The sequence below is a fragment of the Paenibacillus sp. OT2-17 genome, assembly GCF_009827695.1.
Classification (GTDB): Bacteria; Bacillota; Bacilli; order Paenibacillales; family Paenibacillaceae; genus Paenibacillus; species Paenibacillus polymyxa_B.
Genome location: NZ_WUDQ01000085.1, coordinates 1 through 12628, shown reverse-complemented (window position 1 = coordinate 12628; position 12628 = coordinate 1). Strand labels below are relative to the sequence as shown.

Here is a 12628-nt window from a genome sequence, read left to right as displayed (position 1 = left end):
CTTCGAAATTGGCTGAACCCAGTCGGGTGCTGCTGGCGATGGGATGCAATGAGGCGGAAGCGTCTGGCGGCATTCGTATCAGCTTCGGTGATGAGCATACGGAACAGGATATCGATGAGCTTATACTTGCACTGCGACAGGCTGTAGCCAAGCTGGAATCCCTTGAAAGGTGGAAACGTTAAAATGCACTATGATATGCTGTTACTTCGCTTCGGTGAATTTACATTAAAAGGGAAGAATCGGACTCGTTTTGAAAAGGCAGTACTGAATCACGTGAAGCTGCTACTCAAACCGTTTCCCGGTGCTTCTTTGCGGAAGGAATTTGGACGGATTTATGTGGTTCTCGGAGGAGAGCCTTATGAACAGATCATTCAAGTGTTACAAAAAGTGTTTGGCATCACGACAATAAGTCCTGTCAAAATGGCTCCTGTCGAGCTTGGTGCTATAATTGAGACCGCTGTAGCTTTGATGCGTGAGCTGAATGTGGACGAGGGAACGACTTTCAAGGTAAATGCCCGCAGAGTGTGGAAGGAATTTGCCCATTCTTCACAAGAGATGAACCATTTAATTGGTTCTCCTGTTTTGCGAGAGTTTCAAGCGTTGAGGGTCGATGTACATCAACCAGATATTGAGTTACGTGTGGAGGTTAGAGAGCAGGCGGCCTATATATTCAGCGATGTTATTATGGCTGTAGGGGGCTTTCCGTTAGGAACGAACGGTAAAGCTATGCTGCTGCTGTCTGGTGGAATTGACAGCCCGGTAGCAGGGTGGTCTTCCATGCGTAGAGGATTGGAAATTGAATGTGTGCATTTTTATAGCTATCCGTTTACAAGTGAGCGTGCGAAAGAAAAGGTCATTGAATTGGCAAGGGTCTTAGCAGGCTATGCGGGTCGGATTAAAATCCACCTTGTGCCGTTTACAGAGGTGCAGACGGCCTTTACGCGCACTGGACAGGATAATCTGATTATTACGCTAATGAGACGGTCTATGTTACGAATTGCAACGATGCTGGCTGAGCGTGAAGGAGCACTGGCACTCGTGACGGGCGACAGTCTGGGGCAAGTCGCTAGTCAAACGTTATCCAGCATGAATGTGATTGGCCGTTCGACAGAATTACCATTGCTGCGACCTCTCGTAATGATGGATAAGCAGGAGATCACGGAAATCGCAAAGCAAATTGGCACCTACGATCTATCCATCCTTCCATATGAGGATTGCTGCACATTGTTTGTTCCCAAATCCCCAACCACCAATCCGAATTTGTGGGTTGTTCAAAAGATTGAAGCCTCTATTCGGGATTTAAATGCCTTGATTGAACAGGCTGTGGCTGAAACGGAGACACTTGTCCTGGAGACAGGTGGAGCTATAGAGGGGCGTAAAGAGGAAGTTATACAGGAAGATTGGTTTTAAAATAAAAAGGCAGACCCACCAGCTAATTTGGGTCTGCTTTTTTATTTTAGTTAAAACAGTTTTTGAATCATTTTAGACGGCTTTTTCTCGACTGGATACTGCTCTGCGATTTTGAAGATATCCTGTGAGCAAAATACCAGCCATAACTGCGGCAATAAACAAGATACGCAGCGCAGGGTGCTCGGTAAAATAGGGTTCCAGCTTACGTTCTTCAGTAATCATATTAGAGGCTGTATAACCAAGAACAGCCGATCCCAAATAGATAATCCAGGGAAATTTATTGATCAGTTTGATAAAAAGAGTGCTACCCCATACAACGATCGGTACGCTAATTAACAGGCCCAGCACTACAAGTAGCAAATGCTGCTGGGCCGCGCCAGCAACCGCAATCACGTTGTCCAGACCCATAGCCGCATCGGCTACAACAATCGTGCGGATAGCACCCCATAACGTTGTTCCCGCTTTGACTTCGGTATGGTCCTCCTGGTCTACGAGTAACTTATACGCGATCCAGACTAACATGACACCCCCGATGAGTAACAACCACGGTACTTGAAGCAACCAGAGTACCACAATGGTGGCTGCTATGCGAATGAGCAGGGCACCACCGGTACCGTACAGTATCGCTTTTTTTTGCGTGGCAGGAGGCAGCTTTCTGGCGGCAAGTCCAATTACAATCGCATTATCTCCTGCGAGCAGAAGGTCAATAAATATCACATTAAGCAGTAGCCAAAAGAACTGAAGTCCGGACATATCAATCGTTCTCATCTCCCTGATTAAACATCCTAAAATCATTGTATGTTGTTTATTTTAATACCCGTTTTTCGGAAATACGATTCATTATATTGCTGTTTGTTATTGATTTCAAGGTCTTTACTCAACAAATTTGACATCAATTTTTAATAAATGATGACTTATTTGACAAGGCTTATAAGCATAGCCTCGTCCTATTTCGCATACAAGTAGGATGGGGGTGTTTGTACACATGGAGCATATCATTTTGCTGTTGAAAATATTAATGATTAATTTGGTATTAAGCGGTGATAATGCAGTTGTTATAGCCATGGCGAGCAAAAACTTGCCTGCAAGGCAGCGGAGTCAAGCTATATGGTGGGGGGCAGTCGGTGCAGTCCTCCTGCGCTGTGTTTTGACTTTTGTAGCTGTCATTTTGCTGGGCATACCCTTTATTCAGGCGGCAGGCGGTCTACTTCTGTTATGGATTGCGTTTAAGCTGCTTTATGAGAATGAGGATCATGTGGGAGTCAGAGCAGAAACAACCATATGGAAGGCTATACAGGTGATTCTGGTAGCGGACTTTGTGATGAGTCTAGATAACGTATTAGCTATTGCAGCCCTAGCAGATGGGGATATCGCCATTATCGTCATTGGTATTGCAATTAGCATTCCGATTGTCGTCTGGGGCAGCAACGTGATTGCGATCTGGCTTCATCGGTTCCCTGTACTTGTTTTGCTTGGATCTGCAATCCTGGCTTTTACGGCAGGAGAAATGCTACTCCGTGATCCCCGATTGGGTGTGTGGTTAGCAGGTGCGGGGGAGCTAATACATGCATGGTTACCGGGACTTTTGGCCGCAGCAGTTGTCATTGTAGGAATATATCGTCAGTTACGAGCTCGCCATATTTGAACGTAGTTTTTTTGGAAAACATCGGCTAAAATATACTTAAAAACAATCACATTAAAAGACCTAAAAACAAATTCAGCAAACAAAGGAGACCACGATGAATTCCGGAAAAGAGCGTATGATCGGAGTGGGCATTGTTGCCGTAGGACTGATTATTTTGTTGGGGAAACTGGGGACGTTCTCCTTCTTGGGACGAAACTTTTGGCCTTTGCTGTTTTTAATACCTGGAATCGTACTGCATGCAATGTACATGAAGCGTAAAGTTTCACCCTTTATGTTGCTGCCGGCAGGGATTTTGTCGGTTTATGGCTTCTTATTTTTGCTCTGCAATATTTGGGGCTGGCATTTAATGGCCTATTTATGGCCTTTGCTACTTCTAGGTGTGGCGATTGGATTATGGCAGTACGCCATTAATGATATTTCGCTTTCTCGTAATGTTTATACAGGGGGCGTGATATTGGGGTTGATATCGGTGTTTTTATTGGTCATTACCCTGCTAAGAACGGGCATCATATATGTTATTGCAGTTTTACTGATCGGAGCTGGAACCTGGTTGGTCCTAAACAACCGTGGCAAACGCAAAAGGTAAAACGACAAGCTGTGAGATTTTATGGCGGTAAATTACGGAACAGGCAATAATGTCTTGCTTTATGACATATTTCAACTATAATATAATGGATATGATAAGAGCGTCGGAGATTTCTGACGCTTATTTTAAGGTTTTCACGCGAATCGGAGAGAGAAGCTGTCTGTACAAAGCCTGAAACATATAGAAGGCTGGCAGGGAGTGGGCCTAAAGAACGATTGTTAGCCTTGAATCAGCACTGCTTCAGGATAGAGACACTATTTTGATATACGGAAAGGATATGGATACAAACCATGCATGCAAGAGAAAACATTCGCAATATTGCGATTATTGCCCACGTCGACCACGGAAAAACGACGCTTGTCGACAAGCTGCTTCAACAGTCCGGAACATTTAGAGAACACGAGGCTGTTCAGGAGCGCGCCATGGACTCCAACGATCTGGAGCGTGAACGCGGTATTACGATTTTGGCTAAAAATACAGCAATCACTTACAAAGATTACCTGATTAACATTGTAGATACACCGGGACACGCCGACTTTGGTGGCGAAGTGGAACGGATTATGAAAATGGTTGACGGTGTTTTGCTCGTCGTTGATGCTTACGAAGGTTGCATGCCGCAAACGAAATTCGTACTGCGTAAAGCGCTGGAACAAAATCTGACGCCTATCGTTGTAGTGAACAAAATTGACCGTCCTGCAGCTCGTCCGGCAGAAGTCATTGACGAAGTATTGGATTTGTTCATTGAGCTGGGTGCGAATGATGAGCAATTGGAATTCCCTGTTGTGTACGCTTCGGCGCTGAACGGAACATCCAGCATGGATGCTGAAAAGCAAGACGATAACATGCAAGCATTGTACGAAACAGTTGTAGAGCACATTCCGGCTCCAACTGAGAAAGTAGATGAGCCTCTTCAATTCCTCGTAACACTGATGGACTATAACGAATACCTTGGCCGAATTGCAGTAGGTCGTGTAAACCGCGGTATCATCAAGCAGGGGCAAGCAGTCACAGTTATGCAGCGTGATGGTAGCAGTAAATCAGCGCGTATTGAGAAGCTGTTCGGCTTCCAAGGTCTGAAACGTATTGAAACTGACCAAGCGGGCGCTGGTGACATTGTGGCGATTGCGGGAATTAAAGATATCAACATCGGTGAAACCATTGCCGATCCAAATCATCCTGAAGCATTGCCTGTACTGAAGATTGATGAGCCAACGCTGCAAATGACCTTCCTGGTTAACAACAGCCCATTCGCAGGTCGCGATGGTAAGTGGGTAACATCCCGTAAATTGCGTGAGCGTCTTCTGAAAGAACTCGAAACGGATGTCAGCTTACGTGTTGATGAAACAGATAGCCCGGACGCCTTTATTGTATCCGGACGTGGTGAGTTGCATCTGGGTATCCTGATTGAAAACATGCGTCGTGAAGGTTACGAACTGCAAGTGTCCAAACCGGAAGTTATCGTCAAGGAAATTGACGGTAAGAAAATGGAGCCAATCGAACGTCTCCTCATTGATATTCCGGAAGAAAGCATGGGCGCGGTTATGGAAAGTTTGGGCTCCCGTAAAGCCGAAATGGTTAACATGATTAATAACGGCACCGGACAGGTTCGCTTGGAATTCCTGATCCCTGCACGTGGTCTGATCGGTTACACTACAAACTTCCTGACTTTGACTCGTGGTTACGGCGTAATGAACCATGCGTTTGACAGCTATGGACCATTTGTTGGCGGTCAAGTAGGTGGACGTCATCAGGGTGTTCTCGTGTCAACGGAAAACGGCAGCTCTACATTTTATGGTATGCTGGGCGTAGAAGATCGCGGTATTTTGTTCCTGGAGCCAGGTACTGAAATCTATGAGGGCATGATCGTTGGGGAGCACACACGTGATAACGACATCGTCGTTAACATTTGTAAAGAAAAACAATTGACAAACGTTCGTTCAGCAACAAAAGACGATACAGTTAAACTGAAAACACCTGTTATCTTCTCTCTGGAGCAGGCGCTCGAATATCTGAATGATGATGAGTATTGCGAAATTACGCCTAATGCCATCCGTTTGCGTAAAAAGATCTTGAACAAAGGTGAACGCGAGCGTGCGGAGAAACAACGTAAAACAGCACAAGCAAATACGTAATTAATTGGATTGGTCTTTGGCCACAGCGGCGACGCCCGGGAACGGGATGCGCCGCTGTATGTGTTTTAGGATTGTAAACTTGGAGAAAGCGATATTTCTCAAAACGCAGGAAAAGGTGTTGAAGCATGAGTAATCTTTCGAACGGATTGCCTCCCCGGACACAAAGCGGGAAAAAATCCGCCAAACCGAAAAAAACGAAAAAGAAAAAAAGCTTTTTCAGATCGTTTATGAAGTTTGTCTTGTTTCTGCTCATTATAGGTATTTTGGCAGCAGGTGGTTATACCTACTATCTTTACAATCAGGTAGAGGAAGTTTTGGATACGGGGATCAACAAGGAAGTACCCAAAACACAATTGGCTGAAGCTAAGCCTTTGACTATCTTATTGCTGGGAACCGATTACCGCCCTGATCATCCGACTTATTTGTCAGACGTTATTATGGTAGCTACATTAAACCCCAATACCAAATCGTCTACCATCGTGTCTTTACCGCGCGATACGCGTCTAGAAATGGATGGATATAAACCACGCAAGTTGAATGAGTATTATCCGGTGTTTAAGGCTAGAGAGAAAGAATCTGGTGAAGTTGCTGAAGAACAAATGAAGAAGATGATCGGCAAATATTTAAACATTGATATCGATTATGTGACGGTTATTAACTTCCAGGGCTTTAGAGATGTAGTAGATAATTTGGGTGGCGTAGATGTGACGGTTGATAAAAACATGTGTTATCGTGACCGTGCAGATGGTACCGATATTAACCTGACAGCTGGAGCCAAGCATTTGAACGGTGATCAGGCTCTTGATTTTGTTCGCTACCGCAAATCGAATTGTCGTCCAAGAACAGCTGAATCTGACGATTTTGATCGCAATCGTCGACAAAATCAGGTGCTTCATTCCCTAATTGACCAAATGCAATCCTTTAACGCTTTGACCAAGTTTAGCGCAATTATTAAATCGGTTGATAAGAATATGATGACAGATATCGAGTCACAGCAAATGAAAAATATCGTACAAACCTATTGGAATATTTCCAAGCAAAATGTGAAATACAATCCGGTGGCAGGAACGTGGCGTAGCCCGTATGTGTACATTGATGAGCAACAGCTCGATTTGGCCAAACAAGCGCTACAAGAGGAATTAGCTAAAAAAGCAAGCGACACTACTGCAGCTTCTTCCAATTCCTGAGTATGTATCTTTCTCCTCTCTTATGTTATACTCGCAGCGAGTAAAACTCTTATATAACATAAGGGGGTTGAGGTATGTCTAAAGTTATAGTGAACCAAGTCTAGGTCCAGTGAGCAATCACTGGGCCTTTTGTGTCTAATTTTAAAAATGTACAGGCTCAGAGCTATCTTCACTACAACTTTTCGTGGCTTTATCTGCTTTGGGGTTCTTTTTTCAGGGAATCAGCAAGTATTGGGTACCCGGTGAATAGGTATAGGTATGAAACACGAGATTGTCCACGCCGCTTTGGAGGGGATTTAATGAAGAAAATTTTTGTGCTGGATACGAATGTGCTGCTGCATGATCCGAAAGCCATTTTTACCTTCAAAGAACATGAAGTTGTCATTCCAGCTGTTGTTCTGGAAGAAATCGACTCCAAAAAACGCAACGCGGATGAGATTGGACGGAATGCCCGCAATGTATCGCGATTGTTAGACGGGTTAAGAGAAGTAGGTCATCTGCACAGTGGCGTTCCACTTCCCCAAGGTGGGAGGCTTAAGGTTGAGTTAAACCACCGAAGTTTTTTGAAAGTTCAGGAGATGTTCGGGGAGGTTTCGAACGATAACCGGATTTTGGCGGTCGCCTTGAATTATCATCTGGAAGAGCAGGAGCAGCCTGAACCACGTTCGGTCGTTTTGGTCAGTAAAGACGTGCTGGTCAGGATCAAGGCAGATGTACTGGGACTGCTGACCGAAGACTACCTATCCGATAGAACAGGCGATCTAAGTGAGCTATATCCCGGATACTCGGCAATACAGGTGCACCCGTCCATCATAGATGAATTTTACTCTAACCGTTTTTTACCAATCAAGCCACTGGAACTACCTTATACGCTGTATCCGCATGAATTTGTTATTCTGAAAGATGAAATGGGAACTGGAAAATCAGCTTTGCTGAAAGTGAATCAGGAGGCAGAGCGATTAGAGCCGCTGTACTTAAGTAACGAATCGGTGTGGGGAATCAGCGCGCGTAATGCTCAACAGCGGATGGCATTGGAGCTTTTGCTTAATGACGATATCCCCCTCGTGACCATTACAGGAAAAGCGGGTACGGGCAAAACGCTGCTGGCGCTGGCGGCAGGTTTGCTTAAGGTAGAGGATGAACATCGCTTCAAAAAACTGCTGATTGCTCGGCCTGTTGTTCCTATGGGTAAGGATATTGGTTATTTACCGGGAGAAAAGGATGAAAAGCTTCGCCCGTGGATGCAACCCATCTACGATAATCTAGAGTATCTGTTTGATGCCAAAAAATCAGGTGATATCGACAAAATTTTGATGGGCTTGGGCAGTATTCAGGTGGAGGCACTTACTTATATTCGCGGGCGTTCGATACCTGGGCAATTTATTATAGTCGATGAGGCGCAAAACTTATCCCGACATGAGATCAAAACGATTGTGTCCCGGGTGGGTGAGGGGAGCAAGATCATTTTGATGGGAGATCCGGAGCAGATTGATCACCCTTATCTGGATGCAGCCAGTAACGGTCTAACCTATGTGGTGGAGCGGTTTAAGCAAGAAGGGATTAGCGGGCATATTATGTTGGAAAAAGGAGAACGCTCCAAGCTCGCGCAGTTGGCAGCCGATCTACTATAAAATCCCTACCGTTATTACAATAATAAAGACCTCGGGAATCTCCCGGGGTCTCTTGTTTTATACACGTAAAAATTCAGAACAATGAAAGGTGAGCAAAATTTTACTTAAAGTTTAATTCGAGCTTAACTTCAAGCATTCCTGCTAAAGTGCGTACTTCTGTGGCTTTGACATATGAAATAAGCTGCTGTGGGTAGAAACCCAGATCAAAATCCTTTTCCAGCTTGTTGCGGGTCGTATCAGGTAGCTCCAGACCATTAAATACCAATCGATCCACATGAAATAAAATTGCATTTTTCGGCTCATTCTCTAGCGTGTAGTGACCTTCTACCCTTAATTTCATCGTTCCCTGCTGACCTTCTACCACAATTCGATCCTGCGCAAATGTAAAGTTGAAGTGATTAAACAATTCATTTTCTGACTTTAAAAAACGGTTAAAGTCCTCTTCACGAATGCTTATCGTAATGACTTTTCCATTTGTAACCATGGCACCTTGTTGTTGTTGAATGAATTGTGGTAAATTCTGCATAGCTTGAGCTAATGCTTTAAAGTGCTTATTTACCTCGTAGACACCTACATTCTCCCAATAAGCTGTCATTTCGCCAATTAGCTTGCGTAGGGTATCCGGGTCATTACTGGCGTTAACGCCGTCATTTACACGCGACTGAAGCAGGGCAATGCGTTTACGTTGTGCCAGTAAGTTTGTTTTGACAGTCTCCAGTTCCATTGAGGCTTGGGTGACTTGTTGTTCTGTTTTTCGCATAGATTGATAATTGGATTCATATTCTTGAAGCACATCCTGATCGTGACTAATCAATAATAAGTAGTAATCGTACAGAGAGAGAAGTTGCCTTATACTTTTCGCCCCTAGCACCACACTCAACAGTTTGTCCCTTTCCCCCATATAATAAGATCGCAGCACAGAACCTGCACGCTTCCGTTGTATGGTCATTTGCTCTTGCTGAACGGTGAGATTACTTCGCAGTTCCTGCTGACGCTGCAAAAGGGTATGCTGCTCCTGACTGATTCGCTCAATTTCATGGTCTATCTCTACAATCGACAGGCTATCTTGTAAAATCTTACTTTCTTCATGGGAGGGAGCGGCCAGGGTAGGACGTACATATATGAAAGTTAGCAACATAATGGTGGTCAGCAGGGTGCTGATTGTGATTTTTATTCGTTTGTTCATTTGGTTTCCCCTTTTATGTATTCCCGAAAAAAACTAATGGTAATGTATATGATCCTTTCTGTTTCTTTAACCATTCATTTTATTGTACAGCAGTCTGAGCATGCTTGAAACCCGAAACTGTTTACGTTCACGTATGAGTTCTTGCAGAAATGGAAATACAATTTAGTATCAAATAGATTCTATGAACTCTACGAGAGGCATAGGAATGAATAAACAGCTTTTATACCCTATTCAAATACCGGCAAGATCGGTTCATGAAGACGGTTATTTCAGGATGTTGTTAGGAGGGCTAGAGGCATGACTGCAATAAGACAAGATGCATGGAGTGTGGAAGATGACTTGATATTGGCGGAGGTGACATTGCGGCATATCCGTGAAGGTGGAACGCAGCTCGCTGCGTTTGAGGAGGTTGGACAAAAAATAGGAAGAACCTCTGCAGCATGTGGCTTTCGTTGGAATAGCTGCGTGCGCAAACGTTACGATGAAGCGATTAGTATTGCCAAAGCACAGCGCCAGAAGCGCAGTTATATCCGTAAGCAGAACCCGGTGGGTGTATCACAGGTTGCGGCTTTTGCCTCGCTTGATACAATCGAAGGTGGATACAGAACGGATGGTGCGAGTGAGGATACATTATCTATTGATGCAGTAATTCGCTTCTTGCGCCAATGGAAGGGATCCGTCCAGGAAACGAATCGGCAGATTAAGATGCTGGAGAAAGATTTACGGGAAAAGGAAGAAGAATTGAATCAGCTTCGCTCTATTAATGACCGGCTGTCCAAAGAAGTGAATGATGTACAAACCGACTATCGTGTTGTGAATGATGATTATAAAGCTCTGATTCAGATTATGGACCGAGCTCGGCGCTTGGCTTTAATCACTGAAGATGAGGAAGAGCTTAAATCCAGATTCAAAATGGACGCCAATGGGAATCTGGAGCGCATTGAGTAACAAGATTACTTCTGCAATATTGAAATAAAACGTCAACTAGCGCTTTGCCGTAGTTGGCGTTTTTTGTATTTCTTTAGAGTGCATATGATATAGTAGAAAAAAAGATGGAAGCGAGACGATACAAAGGTGATTGATATTATTGGAGCGGGTTCGCTGGGATTGTTGTTTGCCGGGAGGTTGTCTGCTTCGGGTACAAAAGTAAGGCTGTGGACGCGTACACTTGAGCAGGCACGCGTCATTGCTCGTGAAGGGATTACTGTGTTTGATAAGGAGGGACAGACGGCAGTACATGTTTCCGGGGATAAATTGAAGGTAGCGCCATTGGCAGATTGGCAACGGTTAAATTCACAGGCTCCAGCACGATGGATAATGCTTATGACCAAACAGGGGGCGATTGAGGAAGTATTAGAACAGATCCAGCCTGCAGCTCAAATGGATAGAGATACAGGAATTGTTTGCTTGCAGAATGGAATCGGCCATATAGAACGCATTAGACAGGCTTGGCCTGAAGCTGTGGTATACCCTGCTGTGACGACTGAAGGAGCCAAGAGGCAGGGAGTAGCATCCATTGTACATGCAGGATCGGGTGTTACTGAAATTGGTAGTTCGGAGGAAGGGGAGGAGGCGAAGAACAATAATTTTAATCAATGTGTGCTAAATCGGCTGCTTGCAGCAGGATTTGACGTTTGCTTGTCGAAAGAAATCGAGAACGGTATGTATCGCAAGTTGTTGATCAATGCTGTGATCAATCCGCTGACAGCGGTATGGCGAGTTCGTAATGGCGAGCTGCTTTCGGACCCTATTCGAATACATATGATGCGCAGGCTGTACGATGAAGGCATTCAAGTGTATGAAGCTCATGGTATCCACTGGGAAAACGCATGGTGGGAGCAAATTATGAATGTATGCCGGGCAACGGCAGAAAATCACTCGTCCATGCTAGCTGATGTACTTGCACAGTCCATGACGGAAGTTGCTTCAATTAACGGACAACTGGTGCAGATGGCAGATCGGGCTGGAGTTACTGCACCAACTCATGAGGTATTGTGGCAATTAATTGAAGGCATGCGGCTAAAAGAGGGGTGATCAGTTGAGTCTTATACAAGGTACTATTATCACTTTCAGTATTCTTCCCTTTTTTCCGTTTTTGATCGTGTTTGCGGTTTGTCGCTACATTCTTAAAATGGAAAAAAAGAAATCGTTACTTACTTCTATGGATGTTACCACGTTTTTTCTGATATTTTCCGTCGCAGCACTCTTTAACGTCATTTTTACATCTCGATTCGGTTTTTATTTGATTCTACTGCTCCTATTACTGGCCTTGGGTTTAATTGGAGGAGCTCAAAATCGAATAAAAGGGAAGGTTGATGGTAAAAGATTATGTAGAGCGGTCTGGAGATTAACTTTTATAGCGATGACATTGGCGTATATTTTGTTGACTGTTGTTGGTATATTTAAGAATATATTCAACATCATGTGATATAAGATGACATGAAAAGGTGAAAAAATATGAATTAATCATGTTTTTTTGAAAAAAAAGCTCAATTTGAAGAAATGTAATGTAGATTTTTTTGACCGCTGGTTGTATAATCTATAAACATATACCACTTTAGAACTAGGGGGAAAACGCTAGATGAAAAGGAAAAGCTTTTTAGTCCTTTTGACACTCATTCTTGCAGTTGGTGCACTGCTCGCAGGTTGTGGCTCCAGCAAGAACGATAATGGTAAGGGCGCACAAGAAAACACCTCGACTACGCCGGCTGCGGCCGACAAGCAAATTTTGCGCATTAACCTTGCATCCGAGCCGCCAACGTTCGATCCGGCACAAGCTCAGGATAGTCAAACTAACACGGTTCTGAAAACTTTGTATGAAGGTCTCGTACGTATGGGTCCTGACGGCAAA

General features: G+C 44.2%; 11 protein-coding genes and 2 pseudogenes. 11 read left to right on the top strand and 2 right to left on the bottom strand.

Going from position 1 to position 12628, the window contains the following annotated elements:
* Positions 1-182, top strand: a pseudogene (locus GRP75_RS12595) (cysteine desulfurase NifS); the annotation flags it as partial.
* 1 nt (position 183) lies between these two features.
* Positions 184-1410 carry a tRNA uracil 4-sulfurtransferase ThiI gene (thiI, locus tag GRP75_RS12590; RefSeq protein ID WP_160789471.1) on the top strand — a complete coding sequence of 409 codons (1227 nt, stop codon included), beginning with the start codon at positions 184-186 and terminating at the stop codon, positions 1408-1410.
* A 72-nt stretch (positions 1411-1482) separates the two neighbouring features.
* Here thiI and GRP75_RS12585 read toward each other — a convergent pair whose 3' ends face one another.
* A complete protein-coding gene (locus GRP75_RS12585) occupies positions 1483-2178 on the bottom strand; it encodes a TerC family protein (RefSeq protein ID WP_025722107.1) in 696 nt (231 codons plus the stop codon).
* A gap of 217 nt (positions 2179-2395) precedes the next feature.
* Between GRP75_RS12585 and GRP75_RS12580 the strand changes: the two genes are divergently transcribed.
* The 5 genes from GRP75_RS12580 (at position 2396) to GRP75_RS12560 (ending at position 8591) form a co-directional block, all read left to right on the top strand.
* A complete protein-coding gene (locus GRP75_RS12580) occupies positions 2396-3055 on the top strand; it encodes a TerC family protein (protein WP_023989465.1) in 660 nt (219 codons plus the stop codon).
* Positions 3056-3149: 94 nt separating this feature from the next.
* A complete protein-coding gene (locus GRP75_RS12575; RefSeq protein WP_023989464.1) occupies positions 3150-3641 on the top strand; it encodes a LiaF transmembrane domain-containing protein in 492 nt (163 codons plus the stop codon).
* 290 nt (positions 3642-3931) lie between these two features.
* On the top strand, positions 3932-5773 hold the full coding sequence (typA, locus tag GRP75_RS12570; protein ID WP_013311112.1) for a translational GTPase TypA: 1842 nt from the start codon (positions 3932-3934) through the stop codon (positions 5771-5773).
* A 125-nt stretch (positions 5774-5898) separates the two neighbouring features.
* The gene (locus GRP75_RS12565) at positions 5899-6960 is read left to right on the top strand and encodes an LCP family protein (RefSeq protein WP_068942355.1); all 1062 of its coding nucleotides are present in this window, start codon (positions 5899-5901) and stop codon (positions 6958-6960) included.
* Positions 6961-7259: 299 nt separating this feature from the next.
* The gene (locus tag GRP75_RS12560; RefSeq protein WP_023989462.1) at positions 7260-8591 is read left to right on the top strand and encodes a PhoH family protein; all 1332 of its coding nucleotides are present in this window, start codon (positions 7260-7262) and stop codon (positions 8589-8591) included.
* A gap of 100 nt (positions 8592-8691) precedes the next feature.
* On the opposite strand, the gene GRP75_RS12555 is transcribed toward GRP75_RS12560, so the two are convergent.
* Positions 8692-9777 carry a hypothetical protein gene (locus GRP75_RS12555; protein WP_160789470.1) on the bottom strand — a complete coding sequence of 362 codons (1086 nt, stop codon included), beginning with the start codon at positions 9775-9777 and terminating at the stop codon, positions 8692-8694.
* A 297-nt stretch (positions 9778-10074) separates the two neighbouring features.
* Between GRP75_RS12555 and GRP75_RS12550 the strand changes: the two genes are divergently transcribed.
* The 4 genes and pseudogenes from GRP75_RS12550 to GRP75_RS12535 all read left to right on the top strand — a co-directional run.
* Positions 10075-10725, top strand: a complete 651-nt coding sequence (locus GRP75_RS12550) for an RsfA family transcriptional regulator (protein WP_160789469.1) — start codon at positions 10075-10077, stop codon at positions 10723-10725.
* A 126-nt stretch (positions 10726-10851) separates the two neighbouring features.
* Entirely contained in the window at positions 10852-11811 is a 960-nt protein-coding gene (locus GRP75_RS12545) for a ketopantoate reductase family protein (protein WP_023989460.1), read from the top strand.
* 4 nt (positions 11812-11815) lie between these two features.
* Positions 11816-12205 (top strand): DUF3397 domain-containing protein, encoded by a 390-nt coding sequence (locus tag GRP75_RS12540; RefSeq protein WP_160789468.1) that lies wholly within the window; start codon positions 11816-11818, stop codon positions 12203-12205.
* A gap of 153 nt (positions 12206-12358) precedes the next feature.
* A pseudogene (locus GRP75_RS12535) lies at positions 12359-12628 on the top strand (peptide ABC transporter substrate-binding protein); the annotation flags it as partial.